Annotated in this window: 18 protein-coding genes and 2 pseudogenes; 11 read left to right on the top strand and 9 right to left on the bottom strand. The window is 71.0% G+C overall.

All coding sequences use genetic code 11. The features are described from left to right. Positions 1–30: 30 nt before the first annotated feature. Genes ACIQF6_RS24820 through ACIQF6_RS24810 form a run of 3 tightly spaced genes read right to left on the bottom strand, consistent with a single transcriptional unit; the run spans position 31 to position 3,570 of the window. Positions 31–1,245, bottom strand: a complete 1,215-nt coding sequence (locus tag ACIQF6_RS24820) for an acetyl-CoA C-acetyltransferase (RefSeq protein ID WP_400898584.1) — start codon at positions 1,243–1,245, stop codon at positions 31–33. A 27-nt stretch (positions 1,246–1,272) separates the two neighbouring features. Further along, entirely contained in the window at positions 1,273–2,415 is a 1,143-nt protein-coding gene (locus tag ACIQF6_RS24815; RefSeq protein ID WP_400898582.1) for an acyl-CoA dehydrogenase family protein, read from the bottom strand. A gap of 12 nt (positions 2,416–2,427) precedes the next feature. Next, positions 2,428–3,570 (bottom strand): CaiB/BaiF CoA transferase family protein, encoded by a 1,143-nt coding sequence (locus tag ACIQF6_RS24810; protein WP_400898580.1) that lies wholly within the window; start codon positions 3,568–3,570, stop codon positions 2,428–2,430. Positions 3,571–3,690: 120 nt separating this feature from the next. On the opposite strand from ACIQF6_RS24810, the gene ACIQF6_RS24805 reads away from it, so the two are divergent. After that, positions 3,691–4,386 carry a GNAT family N-acetyltransferase gene (locus tag ACIQF6_RS24805; RefSeq protein WP_400898578.1) on the top strand — a complete coding sequence of 232 codons (696 nt, stop codon included), beginning with the start codon at positions 3,691–3,693 and terminating at the stop codon, positions 4,384–4,386. Between the two features lie 126 nt (positions 4,387–4,512). Here ACIQF6_RS24805 and ACIQF6_RS24800 read toward each other — a convergent pair whose 3' ends face one another. Further along, a complete protein-coding gene (locus tag ACIQF6_RS24800; protein WP_400898576.1) occupies positions 4,513–4,761 on the bottom strand; it encodes a hypothetical protein in 249 nt (82 codons plus the stop codon). Positions 4,762–5,244: 483 nt separating this feature from the next. Here ACIQF6_RS24800 and ACIQF6_RS24795 point away from each other — a divergent pair, with 483 nt between their 5' ends. The 3 genes and pseudogenes from ACIQF6_RS24795 to ACIQF6_RS24785 all read left to right on the top strand — a co-directional run. Continuing rightward, on the top strand, positions 5,245–5,403 hold the full coding sequence (locus tag ACIQF6_RS24795; RefSeq protein WP_400898574.1) for a hypothetical protein: 159 nt from the start codon (positions 5,245–5,247) through the stop codon (positions 5,401–5,403). An 84-nt stretch (positions 5,404–5,487) separates the two neighbouring features. Further along, the gene (locus tag ACIQF6_RS24790; protein WP_400898572.1) at positions 5,488–7,224 is read left to right on the top strand and encodes a transglycosylase family protein; all 1,737 of its coding nucleotides are present in this window, start codon (positions 5,488–5,490) and stop codon (positions 7,222–7,224) included. A 432-nt stretch (positions 7,225–7,656) separates the two neighbouring features. Further along, positions 7,657–7,746, top strand: a pseudogene (locus ACIQF6_RS24785) (IS5/IS1182 family transposase); the annotation flags it as partial. A 96-nt stretch (positions 7,747–7,842) separates the two neighbouring features. Here ACIQF6_RS24785 and ACIQF6_RS24780 read toward each other — a convergent pair. The 3 genes from ACIQF6_RS24780 to ACIQF6_RS24770 all read right to left on the bottom strand — a co-directional run bounded on the left by ACIQF6_RS24780 (position 7,843) and on the right by ACIQF6_RS24770 (position 9,266). Beyond that, positions 7,843–8,085 (bottom strand): DUF397 domain-containing protein, encoded by a 243-nt coding sequence (locus ACIQF6_RS24780; RefSeq protein ID WP_400898570.1) that lies wholly within the window; start codon positions 8,083–8,085, stop codon positions 7,843–7,845. Positions 8,086–8,238: 153 nt separating this feature from the next. Continuing rightward, on the bottom strand, positions 8,239–8,442 hold the full coding sequence (locus ACIQF6_RS24775; RefSeq protein ID WP_400898568.1) for a DUF397 domain-containing protein: 204 nt from the start codon (positions 8,440–8,442) through the stop codon (positions 8,239–8,241). Then, the gene (locus ACIQF6_RS24770; RefSeq protein ID WP_400898566.1) at positions 8,439–9,266 is read right to left on the bottom strand and encodes a Scr1 family TA system antitoxin-like transcriptional regulator; all 828 of its coding nucleotides are present in this window, start codon (positions 9,264–9,266) and stop codon (positions 8,439–8,441) included. Before ACIQF6_RS24770 ends, ACIQF6_RS24775 begins: the two co-directional genes overlap by 4 nt. 308 nt (positions 9,267–9,574) lie before the next feature. Here ACIQF6_RS24770 and ACIQF6_RS24765 point away from each other — a divergent pair. Beyond that, a pseudogene (locus ACIQF6_RS24765) lies at positions 9,575–9,794 on the top strand (tetratricopeptide repeat protein); the annotation flags it as partial. Between the two features lie 587 nt (positions 9,795–10,381). Here ACIQF6_RS24765 and ACIQF6_RS24760 read toward each other — a convergent pair. Next, the gene (locus ACIQF6_RS24760; RefSeq protein ID WP_400898564.1) at positions 10,382–11,596 is read right to left on the bottom strand and encodes a PucR family transcriptional regulator; all 1,215 of its coding nucleotides are present in this window, start codon (positions 11,594–11,596) and stop codon (positions 10,382–10,384) included. Positions 11,597–11,730: 134 nt separating this feature from the next. Here ACIQF6_RS24760 and ACIQF6_RS24755 point away from each other — a divergent pair, with 134 nt between their 5' ends. From ACIQF6_RS24755 to ACIQF6_RS24735, 5 genes are all read left to right on the top strand, one after another. Beyond that, positions 11,731–13,224, top strand: a complete 1,494-nt coding sequence (locus ACIQF6_RS24755; RefSeq protein ID WP_400898562.1) for a flavin-containing monooxygenase — start codon at positions 11,731–11,733, stop codon at positions 13,222–13,224. A gap of 196 nt (positions 13,225–13,420) precedes the next feature. Further along, positions 13,421–13,684 carry a DUF1876 domain-containing protein gene (locus ACIQF6_RS24750; protein ID WP_400898560.1) on the top strand — a complete coding sequence of 88 codons (264 nt, stop codon included), beginning with the start codon at positions 13,421–13,423 and terminating at the stop codon, positions 13,682–13,684. 142 nt (positions 13,685–13,826) lie between these two features. Continuing rightward, positions 13,827–14,477, top strand: coding sequence for a Pr6Pr family membrane protein (locus ACIQF6_RS24745; RefSeq protein WP_400898558.1), 651 nt, complete (start codon positions 13,827–13,829; stop codon positions 14,475–14,477). A gap of 50 nt (positions 14,478–14,527) precedes the next feature. Further along, complete coding sequence (locus ACIQF6_RS24740) at positions 14,528–14,812, top strand: hypothetical protein (RefSeq protein ID WP_400898556.1); 285 nt, start codon at positions 14,528–14,530, stop codon at positions 14,810–14,812. Further along, positions 14,794–15,207: a DNA-binding protein gene (locus ACIQF6_RS24735; RefSeq protein ID WP_400898554.1), complete on the top strand. Its 414-nt coding sequence runs from the start codon at positions 14,794–14,796 to the stop codon at positions 15,205–15,207. The genes ACIQF6_RS24740 and ACIQF6_RS24735 overlap by 19 nt, the downstream gene beginning before the upstream one ends. Positions 15,208–15,306: 99 nt before the next feature. Here ACIQF6_RS24735 and ACIQF6_RS24730 read toward each other — a convergent pair whose 3' ends face one another. Continuing rightward, entirely contained in the window at positions 15,307–16,116 is an 810-nt protein-coding gene (locus ACIQF6_RS24730; RefSeq protein ID WP_400898552.1) for an IclR family transcriptional regulator, read from the bottom strand. Positions 16,117–16,320: 204 nt separating this feature from the next. On the opposite strand from ACIQF6_RS24730, the gene ACIQF6_RS24725 reads away from it, so the two are divergent. Then, positions 16,321–17,619 (top strand): extracellular solute-binding protein, encoded by a 1,299-nt coding sequence (locus ACIQF6_RS24725; protein ID WP_400898861.1) that lies wholly within the window; start codon positions 16,321–16,323, stop codon positions 17,617–17,619. Positions 17,620–17,627 lie beyond the last annotated feature (8 nt).

The following is a 17,627-nucleotide window of genomic DNA, read 5'->3' as shown; positions in this document are numbered from 1 at the left end:
CCTTCTTCGGGTACGTGAGGTGGCGGGTGGTCAGATGCGCTCGATGACGGTGGCGATGCCCATGCCGCCGCCCACGCACAGAGTGGCCAGGCCGTAGCGCAGGTCGCGGCGCTCCAGCTCGTCGATCAGGGTGCCGATCAGCATCGCGCCGGTCGCGCCGAGCGGGTGGCCGAGCGCGATCGCGCCGCCGTTGACGTTCACCTGGTCGTGCCGGAAGCCGAGTTCGCGCATGAAGCGGAGCGCGACGGCGGCGAACGCCTCGTTGATCTCGACCAGGTCGATGTCGGCGGCGGTCAGGCCGGCCTTGGCCAGGGCCTTGCGGGTGGCGGGGGCGGGGCCGGTCAGCATGATGGTCGGCTCGGAGCCGGAGACCGCGGCGGAGACGATCCGGGCCCGCGGGGTGAGGCCGTAGCGCTCGCCGATCTCCTTGGAGCCGATCGCGACCAGCGCGGCGCCGTCCACGATGCCGGAGGAGTTGCCGGCGTGGTGGACGTGGTCGATGGACTCCACCCAGTGGTACTTCTGCAGCGCGACGGCGTCGAAGCCGCCGAGGTCGCCGATGTCGGCGAAGGACGGCTTCAGCCCGGCCAGCGTGTCCACCGTGGTGCCGGGGCGGATGAACTCGTCGCGGCCCAGCACCACCAGGCCGTTGCGGTCGCGCACCGGGACGACCGAGCGGTCGAACAGGCCGTCGGCCTGGGCCTTGGCGGCGCGGGCCTGCGACTCGGCGGCGAACGCGTCCACGTCGGTGCGGGACAGGCCCTCGATGGTGGCGATCAGGTCGGCGCCGATGCCCTGCGGGATGAAGCTCGTCTCGTACGCGGTCATCGGATCGGCGAACCAGGCGCCGCCGTCCGAGCCCATCCGGACCCGGGACATCGACTCGACGCCGCCGGCCAGGATCAGGTCCTCCCAACCCGAACGGACCTTCGCCGCCGCCAGGTTGACGGCTTCCAGGCCGGACGCGCAGAAGCGGTTCTCCTGCACGCCGGCGACGGTGTCGGGCAGGCCGGCGGCGATCGCCGCGACCCGGGCGATGTCGGAGCCCTGGTCGCCGATCGGGCTGACCACGCCGAGCACGATGTCGTCGATCGCGGCCGGGTCCAACGTCGGGAAACGGCGCCGGAGTTCGTGGATCAGGCCGACCACCAGGTCGATCGGCTTGGTGCCGTGCAGGGAGCCGGTCTGCTTGCCGCGTCCGCGCGGGGTGCGGATCGCGTCGTAGACGTACGCTTCGGTCGTCACGGTGTCAGTGCCTTTCAGACGTGTCGGTCAGCCGAGCAGGGAGCGGCCGACGATCTCTTTCATGATCTCGGTGGTGCCGCCGTAGATGGTCTGGACGCGCCCGTCGGTGAACGCCCGGGCGACCGCGCTGTCGCTCATGTAGCCGGAGCCGCCGTGCAGTTGAAGGCAGCGGTCGGCGGTGCGCTTCTGGAGTTCGGTGGCCCACCACTTGGCCATCGAGGCGTCCACCGGCGTCAGGGCGTACGTGTTGTGCTCCAGCACGCAGCGGTCCACGAACGCCCGGGTGACGGCGCACTCGGTGGCCATCTCGGCGATCTCGAAGCGCACGTGCTGCAACTTCGCCAGCGGACGCCCGAACGCGGTGCGCTGCTTCACGTACGCCGTGGTCTCCTCCACCAGGAACTCCGCGCCGGCGATCGCCGCGACCGCGATCGCCAGCCGCTCCTGCGCGAGGTTGCGCATCAGGTACAGGAAGCCCTGGTTCTCCTCGCCGAGCAGGTTGGCCTTCGGCACCCGCACGTCCTGGAAGAACAACTCGGCGGTGTCCTGGGCCTTCTGGCCGATCTTGTCGAGGTTGCGGCCGCGCTCGAAGCCCGGCATGCCGCGCTCCACCACCAGCAGGCTCAGCCCGTGCGCCCCGCCCTCGGCGGTGGTCTTCGCCACCACCACGACGAGGTCCGCCAGGATGCCGTTGGAGATGAACGTCTTCGCGCCGTTCAGCACGTAGTGGTCGCCGGCGTCGACCGCGCTGGTACGGATCGCCTGCAGGTCGGAGCCGGTGTCGGGCTCCGTCATCGCGATCGCGCTGATCAGCTCGCCGGAGCAGAACCCCGGCAGCCAGCGCCGCTTCTGCTCCTCGGTGGCCAACCCCGTCAGGTACGGGCCGATGATGTCGTTGTGCAGCCCGATCGCCAGGCCGCTCGCCCCGACCCGGGTGAACTCCTCGGCCAGCACCGAGGCGAACCGGAAGTCCGGGCTGCCCCCGCCGCCGTACTGCTCGTCCACCGCGAGGCCCAGCAGCCCCGCCCTTCCGGCGGCCAGCCAGGCGTCACGGTCGACGATGCCCTGCTGCTCCCAGCGGGCGTGGTGCGGAATGACCTCCTTGGCGAGGAAGGCCCGGACGCTCTCCCGGAAGTCCTCGTGTTCCTCGGTGTAGAGCTCGCGCTGCAAAGGATCTCCCCCTCAGGAGGCTGTCGGGTCGAGTGCGGGGACGGCCCAGTCGCGGGCCACCTCGGCGGTGTGCGCCCCGGGCCGGGCGGGTGCGGTGCGCAGCGCGCCCGGGGTCGCGGAGAACCGCGGGGCGACGCCCGGCTGGACGGTGCCGTGCTGCTCGGTGTAGCTGCCGCGGGCCGCCAGGTGCGGATGCTCCGCTGCCTGACGCATCGTCAGGACCGGTGCCACGCACGCATCGTGGCCCTCGAAGAGTTCCGTCCACTCGGCCCGGGTGCGGGTGGCGAAACGCCGCGCGATCCGCTCGCGCAGCTCGGGCCAGCGGGCCAGGTCGTACTGCGCGGGGGCGTCCTCGCCGAGCTCCAGCAGGCGGGTGAACTCGGCGTAGAACTGCGGCTCCAGCGGGCCGACGGCCATCCACTGCCCGTCGGCGGTGGCGAACGTCCCGTACCAGGGGGCGCCGCCGTCCAGCAGGTTGACGCCCCGCCGGTCCTGCCACAGGCCGGCCCCGAGCAGGCCCCAGAGCATGGTGGACAGGTGCGCCGCGCCGTCCACGATCGCGGCGTCGACGACCTGGCCGGCGCCGGTGGCCCGGGCATGGTGCAGGGCGGCCAGCAGGCCGACCACCAGGTAGAGCGAGCCGCCCGCGTAGTCGCCCAGCAGGTTGGCGGGGATCGCCGGGGGGCCGCCGGCCTCGCCGATCAGCCCCAGCACGCCGGAGGTGGCGAGGTAGGTGATGTCGTGCCCGGCGCGGTCGGCGAGCGGGCCGTCCTGCCCCCAGCCGGTCATCCGGCCGTAGACCAGCGCCGGATTGCGGGCCAGGCACTGCTCCGGGCCGACGCCGAGGCGTTCGGCGACGCCCGGACGGTAGCCCTCGATCAGCAGGTCGGCGCGGGCGGCCAGGTCGAGGACCAGGCCGGCCCCCTCGGGGGACTTCAGGTCGACGATCACCGAACGCTTGTTGCGGTTGGTCAGGTCCTGTTCCGGGGCCGGCCCGAGCGCCGGTCCGCCGGGGCGGTCCACCCGCACCACGTCGGCCCCCAGGTCGGCGAGCAGCATCGCGGCGAACGGCCCGGGCCCGATGCCCGCCAGCTCCAGGACGCGCACGCCTGCCAGGGGCCCGGCAGTGTCGGCGGGGGGTGTTGCGGGGGTCATCGGCGACCGCCTCCCAGGTTTGACAGTGAAGCTGTCACAGTCGTGATGATAGGGATGCAACTCGCCAGTAACAAGAGTGAACCGCACGGTCTGCGGCAGGCGGTCCCCGATCATGGACTCATGTCCGACCTCCACACCACCGTCCTCGACGACCCCGTCGCCTCCTCACTCGCCGGCCGGCACGCCCACCTCGCCCGCCACCACGGCCGGGCCTCCAGCTACCACCCCGAGGTGGCCGGCATCTCCACCCTCAACGCCCACACCGACCCCGGCAGCTGGGACGACCTGCTCGAACTCCTCGGCGCCGACGCCTTCGCCCTCCTCTTCCACTGCCCCGCCCTCCCACCCGACCACTGGGTGCCCGAATTCACCCTCCCCGGCTACCAGTTGATCCACACCGGCCCGCTCCCCGCACTCCCCCGCACCACCGCCCAGGTGGTCGAACTCGGCCCGGCGGACGTCCCCGAGATGCTCGCCCTCGTCGAACGCACCCGCCCCGGCCCGTTCCACGTCCGCACCCGCGAACTCGGCACCTACCTCGGCATCCGCGAGAACGGCGCGCTGGTCGCCATGGCCGGGGAGAGGCTCAAGCCGCCGGGCTGGACCGAGGTCAGCGCCGTCTGCACCGCCCCCGAAGCCCGCGGCCGGGGCCACGCCGCGACCCTCATCACCACCCTCGTCCACCAGATCACCGCCCGCGGCGAGCGCCCCTTCCTCCACTCCGCCGCCGACAACACCACCGCCATGGCCCTCTACCAACGCCTCGGCTTCACCATCCGCACCGAGGTCACCTTCCGCGGCTTCCGCACGCCGTAGCAGGCCGCGAACCCGGGGGCTCGGGGGCGGCGAGCGAACGGTTCGGCGGAGCATGCGCGCCCGAACTCCCGTACAGAACGGGCGTGGTGGCCGCATCGACCGGCCCTCCGACCTACGGACGCACTGTCAGCCGCGGCACTCCGAGCCCTCGACGCAGAAGGAGGCCGCGCTGACGGAGGCGTCTCCGGCCCGCTCCACCCGTACCCACACCTCGGACTCGCCCGGGCCGGAGTCGAAGTCGCCACCGCCGCGCAGGTTCAGGTCGCGGTCCCGGATGCAGCGGCTGATGTCGGCATCGACGGCGGAGGGCTTACGGCCGATCAGTTCGACGCCGTCGAAGCGGACTTGGTGGCCGGTGCGGCCGTGGACGGTCACCTGGACCAGTGCACTGCCTCTGCGCGTCTGCGACGTGCAGCCCGCAGAGCACGGCGAGTTCGTCCACGCCGCGTCCGGGATGGTCCGGCATCGCCCGGTAGATCTCGGTCGCTCCGGCCGTCAGGCCAAGTGCCTCCGGCACGGCATCCCTCAAGGATGTCGGCCCGCCCCCGGGCGGACGGCCGGTTGCAGCCAAACGGTCATTCGAGGCCGACGCGAGATCATCTTTCGCCCGTCCCGTCCGATATCGGACGGCCGGTCGGGCATGGCCGATCATTTGCGGCGCGTACACGACAACTTGTCTGGATCCGGTCAGGCCGATTGGCGCCATCCGGAACTCCTTCCACCCGCCCCGACGAGCGGCGAAGCTGTTCATCGCCGCCAGGGAAACAGCCCGAACGGCAAGCAGGACGAAGCGCCAGCCGCGGGGCGCCGAATCCGAACGGACACCCACTCGTCGCAGCCACCGGAAGGACCACCACCATGAACGCCTCCCGCCTCGTCAAGGCCACCGCGGTCTCCGCCCTCGCCGCCTTCCTGGCCGTCCCCGCCGCCGACACCGGTTCCGTCCCGGCCCCGACCCCGACCGCCACCACTTCGGCCCCGGGCGTCGCCCCGGCCAGCGTCACCCGGGGCGGCTGATCCACCGATGGACATCGTGCACGTCAGCGTGGAACCCACTCGGCCGCGCCGCACGTCGAACCCGCGGTCGAGGAATCCGAGGCCGTGGACGTGCTCCGGGCCCACGCCGAGCCCGACGAAGGACTCCAGCACGTCACCGCCCAGGCCTCCGTCGACCGGATCGACTTCCTGCTCCACCACCTGAGCCGCTCCCCGCTCGACCCGGTCGCCATCGCCCGTCGACTGGTCACCGAAGCCCACCGGGTCTCGCCCGGCTTCCGCCGCCGGTACCGCCCGCTGAAGCCGCTGTTCGCGGCGGACCGCGCCGAGCACCGACCGCCCGTCCGGGCCGCTCCTCCGGGCCGCTCCTGGCCGTCCCGCCGCACCACTTCTCCGCGCAGTCTCTCCGCGTCACCTCTCCGCGCCGCCGTACGACGCTGCACCCGCAGGGCAGCCGTCCCGGGCACGCCTCCGCACCTCCGGCCCCACGGGCCCGCCGCGCTGCCGCGGCTCTACCTGACACGACGTCACCACTGGAGTTCCGCCATGCCTCTGCACGCCCCGCGCCCCGCCCTCCGCCGCCGGACCGCCGCGTCCGCCGCCCTGATCGCCCTCGCCGTCCCGTTCGCCGCGGCCTCCGGTGCCTCCGCCACCTCGGTCGCCGGCTGGGACCAGGTCGCCCAGTGCGAGAGCTCCGGCAACTGGAGCATCAACACCGGCAACAGCTACTACGGCGGCCTGCAGATCAGCCTCCCCACCTGGAAGGCGTTCAGCGGCCTGCAGTACGCCGCCCGGCCGGACCTCGCCACCAAGCAGCAGCAGATCCTGATCGCCGAGAAGATCCTGGCCGGCCAGGGCCCCACCGCCTGGTCCACCAAGTGCAACGGCCCGCTCTACACCGACCACGCGAACCCGTACCCGTCCTCCCCTCCGCAGGTCTCGACCTGGAAGGCGCAGGTGCTGGTCAACGGTGGTGGCGGGATCTACCACTCGACGCGTGACGCGGCGGGCAACTGGGCGGGCTTCGCGAACATCGCCAGCCAGACCGGGGACATCGGCACGGTCGGTTCGATCGCGGACGCCGGGATCAACGGCGACACCCACGTGGTGGCGGTGGGCGGTGACGGCCACGTCTACCACGCCATCCGGTTCGCGGACGGCACCTGGTCCGGGTTCGGTGACGTCAACTCGCAGGCGGGTGCGCTGCCGGGCACGGTGACGAAGCTGTCGGCGGTCTCGATCGGCAATGACCTGCACGTGCTTGCGGTGGCCGGCGGGAAGCTGTTCCACGCGGCGCGGCTGGCGAACGGGACGTGGTCGGGCTTCGCGGACGTGTCGTCCCAGGCGGGATCGCCCGGCGCTGTGGTGACGAGTGCGTCGGCGGCGTCGGTGGCCGGTCAGTTGCAGGTGGCGGCGGTGGCCGACGGTCGGGTCGTGCACACGATCCGTACGGTGTCGGGTACGTGGGGCACCTGGGGCGATGTGTACACGGCGGCAGGGAACGTGGGCGTGGCCAGCGATGTCGCGGTGGCCGGCACGGGTAACGACATGCAGATCGTGGTGACGACGGCGGGTGGTACGAAGCAGTACCACGGCGCGCGGCTCGCGAACGGTACGTGGATGCCGCTGACGGATCTGACGAGCTCGCTGGGTTCGTTCACGGCGACGGGTGTGTCCGCGGCGTCGGTGGACAGCGAGCTCCAGCTGACCTTCGTGACCAACGACGACCGGATCCTGCACGCGATTCGCCACGTGAACGGCAGCTGGCAGCCCGCGGCCGCGATCCCGCTGGCCGGCGTCTACGGCAACCACTACGCCGCCAGCATCACCGGAAGCCTGTGATCCGAAGCCACTCCGACGGCCCGGCCGTTCCGCCAATTCGGCGGAGCAGCCGGGCCGTTCGGTATTTCCGGGGACCGTTCCACGTCAACTCGCCGTGACCCGGAATCACCCCACCATCGAACACCCGCTCAGATCGACGTCATGTTCCATCGTGGGACAGTTCCTTCCGGGCCTGGCGGATCAACGCTCGCGACGATGTTCGGAAGAGCGCTTCCACCTGAAGCCGATCGCAGTCCCCGCCCCACGCCGCAACCGAGCCCTTGCCCCTCTCCAGGTATCCGCGCTGGTGCGTCTCAGGTGCAGCCCAGAGTTGAGCCATCCGACGTGGTCAATAGCGTCAGCGCATGCAGGAAGCGCAGCGACGCCCCACCTTGAACGGGGCCACCGGGCAACACCGTTCACTGCACGATGCTGCCCGCCGCCCCCGACACCATCCGCGTTCCGCGCGTCGGGAGCGGGCCGCCGAGGAGCAGGCCCGATCGGGTCATGGCCGACAAGGCCTACTCCTCCCGGAAGATCCGCAACGGTGCTTCGCCAAGCTGAAGCAACTCCGGGCAATGGCAACCAGGTTCGACGAACCGGCCAAACTGCTACCGAGCCGGCGTCGTCGTCCTCGCCCTACTGATCCTCTGGCTGCGAGCCGAGAAACAATGAATCGCCGAACTTCCCGCTCCCCACCGCATCCGCGAAGGCAGCCCAGGCGGAAGGGGAGAAGCTGAGCGCGGGTCCGTCCGGGTCCTTGCTGTCCCCGGCGCGAGAGGACACGTAGTCGGTGCTGACCTCCACGCACTGACCTTGGCCATTGGAGTAGCTGGACTTGAACCAGTGTGCGCCGGGTCCGTTGATCGGAGCGGCGGCCATGTTGGCGAGATCCTTCCGAACAGTTCGGATCAGCGCGATTGAGTCGGCCGGGGCCGACGCCCGGCGCGAAGCCAGGGAGCGCGGATCCGGACCTGGCGAGACCCCACTGCCGGGACGGATAGTGGGGTCTCCAGGCCAGTCGGCAGGGCAGGCTCACACCTCGCCGAAGCGCCCGGCCTTCACAGCACCGATGAAGGCACCGAAGCTTGCAGGGCTGAATCGGAGGTGCGCCCCATTCGGGTCCTTGCTGTCTCGAACAGGGACGACGCCTTCGGTGGCAACCAGGTTCCGTGCCACCTCTACGCAGTTGCCGCCGTTGCTGCTGTAAGAAGACTTGAACCACTTGGGCTCGTTCACGGTAGTTCCTTTCTCAACTGGCAGAGCAGTGCCACGGCGTCCGCCTGAGGCAGTGCGAGGGCCTGCAACTGATAGTAGGCCGTCAGTATCGGCTCGACCGAGTTTGTGTCCCGCTCCAAATGCCCTTGCTGCGACGATTCGGCGTAGGACATCAGGGACCGGTCGGGAAGCGTGAGGATGTTCACCGGCAGGTCGAACGCCCGGTCTTCGCCTATCGCATAGGGCGCCACCTGTAGAAGCGTGTTGGGTAGCTTCGCGACGGCCACCAAGTGTTCGAGCTGAGCAGCCATGGTCCCCGGACCCCCGACCGGCCGACGGATGCAACTCTCGTCCATCACCACGTGAAGCCTCGGAGCAGGTTCCCGGTTGAGCTTCGCCTGCCGCCGAGCGAGAACCGCGACCCGTTCATCTGCCTGATCCTGCGTGATGCTGCCACGGCGGACGGCAGCGGCTGCGATGGCGGCGGCGTAGCCCTGGGTCTGGAGGAGCCCGGGAACGATTCCGAGGTCGAACAGCCGCAGCTCCACCGCCCTGGCCTCGTGCGCGGCGTACTCCGCGAACCCTTCGAGCAATGCCGAGCTGTGTAGCTCGCGCGCCTGGCGCTGGAACAGGTCTTCGGTACCCAGAACCCTGTCAAGTTGACGGGCAAAACGGGGAGTTGGGGGACGTCGACCATTTTCCACGGCGGACACGTGGGTGCCCGAGTAGCCGACTCGCGCGCCCAGCTCTTCCTGGGTCCACTTTCGCGCGTCACGTGAGCTGCGCAGAAACGCGCCGAACTTGGACTCAGGCGATGCATCAGGGTCCAGCTCAGACCGGTTCACCGACTCAACTCCTTACTCTCCGAGCAACTTTGGCAAGTTGAACACTTCGCGGCGCTGGGCCACAGTGAAGTCCCCCGGTAGCGACTCGACTACGGAGGGCCACGATGTGATGGGTGTGGACTTTAGACCCAAATCGACGGTGGTGAGTACCAGTTGCCAAACGCGAAGTGCTGGTGGACGCCAGCCGAGCCAGCAGGCAGGTAACCGCACGCCGGCGTGGCCCAGTTGGCCACACATTGACGACAGGACGGAGACAGCCGGTGTCCACCACACGCACGCGCCGGCCCCCGCTCGTCCCCAACCTGGCGATGCGGGAGCTGCGCGGCAACCTCTCGCCGAGGGAGTTCGCCAAGCGGGTCCAGAAGGCCGCCCGGGAGATCGGTGAACACGTGTCCTGCGACGCGCGCTACGTCGGGCGGCTGGAGGCCGGCGAGATTCGCTGCCCCAACTACGCCTACCAGCGGGTGTTCCGGCACATGTGGCCGGAGAAGTCGCTGGCGGATCTGGGGTTCGCCCCGCGCAGGGTGCTTCGCCGCACCCGGCCCTCCGTTCCATCAACCCCCCGGACCATTCAAGGAGTTGGATTCGCGATGCCCTGTCTCACAGGGCGCGGCTTCGCCCTGTTCGAGGTGGAGCCCGACGCGCCGCAGACCAGCAGCCGGCCCTCGGACGCGCAGATTGTGCTGGTGCAGGACGAACGGTCGGAGCGCTGGGACCTCCCTGGCGCCCCCTGGGCCACGGACATGCGCGAGCACCCCGCCGCAACCACCACCCGGCACGTCAAGGACCGTCTGGGAGTAGGGCTGCCTGTCTCCCCGACCCTGCTCGACGTTGGCCTGATGGCGCAGGGCGGAATGGAGCTGGTCTTCGACGGGGGCACCATCAGGCCCGTCGACGCACTCCTGATGCGGCCCCTGTCCGACGGCGAGTACAGCGCGGTGCGGGTGACCCGGCTGAGTGAGCTGCCCGAGATGGGCATGGACGGACACGTGACGGCCCGCATCCTGCGGGCGCTGGAGAACAAGCACGCAGGATGCGGCATCCCGCCTCCGGCGAAGTAGCTTCCGCAGCGACCTGTCCGGGTGCGTGGTGCGCACTCCTGCTTCCAGTGCGCGTCAGTGTTTGGCCCGCCCCCGCCAGTGGCGGATCTCCAGGGCCGCCGCCACTTCGAGCGGGTTCTCGGCCAGCGGTCGCGGCAGCGTCGCGTCCGCGCGGGCGAGGCGGCGGAGGAGTGTGTTGCGGTGGGTGAACAGGCGCTCCGCCGCGCGGCTCGCGTTGCACTGTTCGGCGAGGTAGGCGCGGACGGCTTCGGCCGGGGGGCCGTCGAGTGCGCCGAGGACGCGGCGGACGAAGCGGTCGGCGCCGTCGAGGTCCTGGGTGAGGAGGGCGACCAGTTCGATCTCGTCGTGGGAGGCGAGGCGTTGGACGGAGGCGAGGCGGGCGAGCATGCGTTGGGTGGTGAGGGCGTCGAGGTGGCTGCGGCGGAAGCCGTTGACGCCGGTGGCGGCGGGGCCGAGGGCGATCCGGACGGCGGGGAGCCGTTCCAGGCCCGTGCGCAGGATCGACGGATCGGGGCGGGCGGCGGTCCAGAGCCAGCGGCTGGCGGCGCTCGCGGTGACGTCGAGGACCGGCGGCCGGCCTGCGGCGGATGCCAACAGGTCGGCGGCGCGGTCGAGTTGGGCGAAGTCCTCGTCGAGGTCGTCGACCCACAGCACGGCCGCGGTGTGGGTGCTGGCGAGGGGGTACCCGAGCCGGGCCTCGGCGCGGGCCCGGGCGATGGGTGCGCCGTCCAGCAGCAGGGTGACGGCGTGCAGGCGCTCCGCGTGGTTGGAGCCGGTGAGGGCGGCGCGTTCGGCCCGGAGCAGGGCGGACATCTCGCCGACGCAGGCGTCCACGAACGCGGAGACGGAGCACAGGGAGACCTCCAGCAGGTCCCGGAGTTCGCCGGGGTCGGCGGTGAGGGAGCAGGCGATCCGGGTCCACAGGCGGACGGCGACGCTCTCGCCGGCGCGGTAGGAGTCGAGGGCGGGTTCGTCCAGGCCGCGGCGGACGATGTCGCGGGCGATCAGCCGCTGTTCCTCGCTGTCCGGGGCGGGCGGAACGGGCGCGCCGGGGGCGGCGACGTTGGCGGCGGCCCAGCGCAGCAGGTTGGCGCGGTTGGCGCGGCGCAGGCCGGCCGAGAGGACGGGGTCGTCGGCGATCGGCCGCCGGGTCTCGCCGGCCAGGGTGGCCGCGTCGAGTTCGGCCAGCCACTCGGGCAGCGGGTTGAGGGCGATCTCGGCGCCCTGGCGGATCAGCTTGCGGATCCGGGGCGGGGGCAGCGGCGGCATGCCCGTCACGGTAGTGGTGCAGAATGCAGCGGGGAAGGGGCAGTTCGGTGCAGTCTGAACCTGGGCAACTCCCCGGTGCCTTGTGGACGATGACGGGGCATCGTCCACCAGTTCGCCACTTCCGGGAGCCGCCCGTGTCCACCGTCGCCGCCGCCGCGCACCACGACCGGGCCGCCGCGCCCGTCGAGCACCTGGACGTGCTGATCGTCGGCGCCGGGATCTCCGGCATCGGCGCGGGCCGGTACCTGACCACCGAACTGCCCGGCAAGTCGTTCGCGATCCTGGAGGCCCGGGCCGAGCTCGGCGGCACCTGGGACCTGTTCCGCTACCCGGGCATCCGGTCCGACTCGGATCTGCACACCTTCGGGTACGCGTTCAAGCCGTGGCGGGAGAAGGAGTCGATAGCCGACGCCCCGCAGATCCTCTCCTACCTGCACGAAACCGTCCGGGAGAACGGTTTGCAGGACCGGATCCGCTACCACCACCGGGTTCTGGAGGCGTCCTGGTCGTCGGCGGACGCCCGCTGGAGCGTCCGGGTGGAGCGCGCCGACACCGGTGAGCAGCTGACGCTGACCTGCGACTGGCTGTTCTGCGCGATGGGCTACTACCGCTACGACCAGGGCTTCACCCCGGAGTTCGAGGGGCTGGAACGTTTCTCCGGAACCGTCGTCCACCCGCAGCACTGGCCGGAGGACCTGGACCACGCCGGCAAGCGCGTGCTGGTGATCGGCAGCGGCGCGACCGCCGTCACCCTGGTGCCCGCGATGGCCGCGCGGGCCCGGCAGGTGACGATGCTTCAGCGCACGCCGACGTACATCATGCCGGTGCCGCGCCGCGACCACATCGCCAACCTGCTGCGGCGCCTGCTCGGCGACGACCGCGGCTACGCGCTGGCCCGGCGCAAGAACATCGCCCAGCAGTACGCGATCTGGTCGTTCTGCCAGCGCCACCCGAAGGCCGCCCGGCGGATCATCCGCTGGGTGAACGCCCGCCAGCTGCCCAAGGGTTACCCGGTGGACGAGCACTTCAGCCCGCCGTACAACCCGTGGGACCAGCGGCTGTGCGCCGTCCCCAACGGCGACCTGTTCAAGGCGATCCGGGGCGGCCGGGCGGCCGTGGTCACCGACCGGATCCGCACCTTCACCGAGCGCGGCGTGCTGCTGGAGTCCGGGCGGGAGCTGGAGGCCGACATCGTGGTCACCGCGACCGGGCTGAACGTGCAGGCGTTCGGCGGCATCCCGATGAGCGTGGACGGGAAGCCCGTGCAGCTCGCCGAGACCGTCGCGTTCAAGGGCATGATGCTCTCCGGCGTCCCCAACTTCGCGTACGCGATCGGTTACACCAACTCGTCCTGGACGCTGAAGATCGGCCTGCTGTGCGAGCACTTCTGCCGCCTGCTGGCCCACATGGACCGGCACGGGCACCGGGTCTGCCGCCCCGAGGTCGCCGACCCGGCGATGCCCACCCGGCCGTTCCTGGACTTCTCGGCCGGCTACATCCTGCGCGTCGTCGACGGACTGCCCCGGCAGGGCGACCGCGGGCCGTGGCAGACCTCGACCAGCTACCGCGAGGACGCCCGGACGTTCGGCGAGGGGCAGGTCGCCGACCCGGAGCTGCACTTCTCCTGACCGGCCCGACCTCGACCTCCCCCGATTTCGACCTCGGCCTCCCCCGACCTCGACCTCGACCTCGACCGAGCCCGATCCCGATCCCGATCCCGACCGGCCCGACCGCCGCCCCTTGCCCCTTGCCGGGGGCGGGCGGACGCTGGAAAGAAGGCGCACCGGCCGCCCGTCGCCGGTGCGCACGGGAAGGTGACACGTCATGCAGAACCACTGGATCGTCGACCTGACCTTCGAAGAGGACGAGTCCCGCACCACCTGCACCGCCCAGCTCAGCGGCTTCAGCGCGCCCGGCGCTCAGGGCACCGGCATGGCCCGACGCAATCCCATCGACGACTCCGACAGCGTCATCGGCGAGGAGCTGGCCGCCGCCCGCGCCTGCCACGACCTCGCCCACAAGCTGGCCGGCCAGGCGGAGACCGGAATCGAGAGCCACACCCACAACCCGGCGCACCTCCCGCTCTGAACCACTGAGCTGCCCCGAACTCCCGTACGGGGCGGGCCCGTCCACCGACCGGTGATCTTTTCGGACTGTCGAACCGGCAGGTAGAGTGCGGCGACCAGTCGTGCCCACGGGGGGCACCAGCGAGACGAACACCGGTGACCGCATGACCGTCTGGACCCGCCCCGCCCTGTGGTGGCGCTGCGCCATAGCCCTGTCCGCGTTCCTGGGGATCTACCTCAGCAACAGCTCGCTGGTGTACTTCACGCTCCAGAGCAACGTGCTGGTGCTGGGCTACTTCCTCGGCGCGGCCTACTGGATGGTCAAGCGCGGAACCGTCGACGCCCCGGCCCCCCGGCTGCGCGGCGCCGTCGTCCTGTACATCACCATCACCGGCATCGTCGCGCACGTGCTGCTCAACCACGGCGAGAACCCGCTGCCCGGCCTGTTCTCCGGCCCGGACCGCCTCCAGCACTGGTCGAGCTTCTTCCTGCACTACACCACCCCCCTGATGGTGCTCGCCGACTGGCTGGTGCTCTCCCCCCGCAACGCCTCCCGCTGGCGCGACCTCCCGCTCTGGCTCTCCTACCCCCTCGGCTACGCCTTCCTCACCGAGGCCCGCGCCGCCGCCTTCCCGAACTTCCCCCTCCGCTACCCCTACTTCTTCCTCGACCCCACCGAAAAGGGCTACGCCTGGGTCGGCCTCCAAATGGTCCAGCTCACCGTGGAGTTCGTCGTCCTCGCCGCCCTGGTCGTCGGCCTCGACCGCCTCGGCACCAAGCTCCGCCGCGAGCCCGCGGCCCCGGCGAAGGCCTGACCCGCGAGTCGCCCCGAGGGCAATTCCCACTCCTTTGACAATCTGGCCGCATGACCGAACACGCCTACAACATCGGCGACGGGCCGGCGACCAGGGTCAGTCTCTCCCTTCCGGAGGGCACCGCGGCGGCGATCCGGGAGCGGGTAGGCAAGCGCGAGTTCTCCGCGTTCATCACCGCCGCCGTCGAGCGTGAGCTCCGCGGCCGGATACTGGACGAGTACCTGGCCGACCACGAGCGCCGCAACGGGCCGCTCCCCGCCGCGGACCAGGACCGTGCCCGCCAGGTGTTCGACGAGGTGTTCGCCGGGGAGGGCGAATGGCCCGCCGCAGGCTGAGCCACGAAGGGACGCTGGTTCTCGACTCCGAGGGGCTCTCCAAGCTGCTCTCGGACCACGCGCCGGTCGTCGCCCTGGTCGCGGAAGCGCGCGCCCGCGGCATGGAAGTGGTGATCAGCGCGCTGACGATCATCGAGGCGGTGCAGAGCCGGACCGATCGGGCCCGCCTGAACCGGCTGCTCTCCAGCATGCGCATAGCCCCGGTCGGCGACGAGGAGGCCACGGCGGCGTCGGCCCTCCTCCTGGCGGCCGGCCTGCACGGCCACAAGTATGCGATCGATGCCGCCGTGGCCGAGCTCGCGCTGCGTCAGCAGCGGCCCGTGGTGGTGCTGACCTCCGACGTCGACGATCTCACCAAGCTCTGCGGCGGCCGGGTCCGACTGGTCGCCGTATAGCCGTCCAGCCGCGTTGCCGTCCAGCCCTGTTGCCGCGTTGCCGTACAGCCCTGTTGCCGCGTTGCCGTCCAGCCCTGTTGCCGCGTTGCCGTACAGCCGTCAGCGGGTGGAGCCCATCGTTCGGGAGACGCGGGCGGCGGTCGCGGCGACGACCGGGCCGAGTTCGCGGGCTCGGGCGGCGGTGATGCGGGAGGTGAGGGCGGAGGTGGAGATCGCTCCGATGACGGTGTTGTTGTGGTCGAAGACGGGGGCGGCGATGCAGCGGACCTCGGGTTCGTTCTCGCGGTCGTCGACGGCGTAGCCGCGGCTGCGGATGCGGGTGAGTTCGGCGCGCAGGGCGGCGGCCGAGGTGAGGGTGCGGGGGGTGATCGCGGGGAGGCCGTGGGTGACCACGGTGGTGAAGGCGTCCTCGGGCATCCAGGCGAGCATGGCCTTGCCGACGGCGGTGCAGTACATGGGGGCGCGGCTGCCGATCCGGGAGGCCATCCGGACGGCGGTCTCGTTCTCGACCTTGTCGACGTAGACCACGTACGGCGCGTCGGGGACGCACAGGTGGACGGTGCCGGCCACCTCGCGCATCAGCTGGTGGGCCTCCTCGGAGGCGGCGGTGCGCAGGTCGAGGGTGGCCAGGTAGGCCTGGCCGAGCTGGAGGGCGCCGGAGCCCAGTCGGAAGTGGCCGGTGTCGCGGTCGCGGGCCAGCAGCTGGGCGTCGATCAGCGGCGCGGCGAGCCGCAGCACGGTGGACTTCGACATGCCGAGGCCCTCGGCGAGCGCGGTCAGGCTGAGACCGGGGCCGGCCGCGGCACGGTCGCGGACGTGTTCGAGCACGGCCAGGGCGCGGCGCAGCGACGCGGACTGGTTGCGTTCCGGCCGGTCAGGCGGCCGACTGTCGGCGGCAGTGCTGGTCATGGGGTGTGACGCTACGACGCGCCGGGGCGTGGTGCCAGTTCCGCAGCACATCGTTTTGCAGTGCAGAACTTTCGCGCTCTGCTCTTGTCGCCGTGCCCGGCGGCTTTCTAATGTCCCGCTCACACCGATCCCCCACCGCATGTCCGAGTTTTCTCCGGATCGTGCAGGTACATCCCGCTTTTCGGCGAGGAGATGACGTTGAGCATGAAGAAGCTGGCCCGTGGTGCCGCCCTTGCCGTGCTGGCGGGCACTGTGGCCACGGCCTGTGCGCCGGGCACCGCCAAGACCGCCTCGTCCGAGGACAAGCAGACCGGCACCGTGAAGGTGTGGCTGTACGACGAGGCGAACCGGGCGCCGAAGGAGCAGGTGGTGGCGCAGGCCGTCGCCGACTTCAAGGCGAAGCACGCGGGCGTGGAGGTGCAGGTGTCGTACATTCCGACGGACGCCGGCCCGCGCGCGGAGAAGATGAAGGGCGCGTTCAACGACCCGTCCTCCGCGCCGGACGTGGTGGAGTTCGGCAACACCGACCTGTTCGGCTACACCGCGTCGGGCGGCCTCGCCGACATCACCTCCGACCTGGCGAGCTGGGAGGACGGCAAGGACCTGCCGCAGGACCTGAAGGACACCGCGGTGGTGGACGGCAAGACGTACGGCCTGCCGTGGTGGCTGGGCGTGCGCGCGCTGTACTACCGCACCGACGTGTTCACCGAGCTGGGCCTGTCGGCGCCGACCAGCTACGCGGAGCTGAAGTCGGCGGCGGAGAAGGTCCGTTCGGCGCACGGGGACATGCTGGGCATCGCGGTCGGCGGCAAGTACACCTTCGGCGCGCTGCCGTTCGTCTGGGCGAACGGCGGCGACCTGGCGACGGCGGGCGGTTCGTCGTACACCTCGGCGATCGACTCGGAGAAGTCGCAGGCGGGTGTGAAGGCCTACACCGACCTGTTCTCGGACGGGATCTGTCCGGCGCAGCAGTGCGCCGACCTGACCGGCGGCAAGACGGTGGAGGCGTTCGCGGCGGGGAAGGCCGGCATGGCGATCCTGCCGAACTCCTCGCGCAGCGCGGTGGAGGCGGGTGCCGCGAACGGCAAGTACGCGATCGTTCCGCTGCCGGGCGCGTCGGCCGGCCAGATCGCGCCGGCGTTCTCCGGCGGCAACGACCTGGGTGTCATGAAGTCCACCCAGCACCGCAGCCTGGCGGTCGACTTCATCAAGGAACTCGCCTCCAAGAAGAACCAGTTGGCGCTGTTCGACGCGATGGGCAACCTGCCGACGCTGTCCTCGGCGCGGGCCGAGGTGGTGCAGAAGCAGCCGTGGCTGAAGCCGTTCACGGACACCATCGAGGCGGGCACCAAGTTCGTCCCGAAGGACGCCGCCTGGGCGAAGATCGACGCCCAGAACGTGGTGCCGACGATGCTGCAGAAGGTCATCACCGGCAAGGCCGACGTGGCTGCCGCGACCAAGGAGGCGGCGGGCGCGATGAACACCTCGTTCGCCGCCAAGTAGTCGTCAAC

This window comes from Kitasatospora sp. NPDC092948, assembly GCF_044754805.1.
Lineage (GTDB): Bacteria > Actinomycetota > Actinomycetes > Streptomycetales > Streptomycetaceae > Kitasatospora.
Note: the sequence above shows the minus strand (reverse complement) of the source record. Positions and strands in the feature narration are given on the sequence as shown.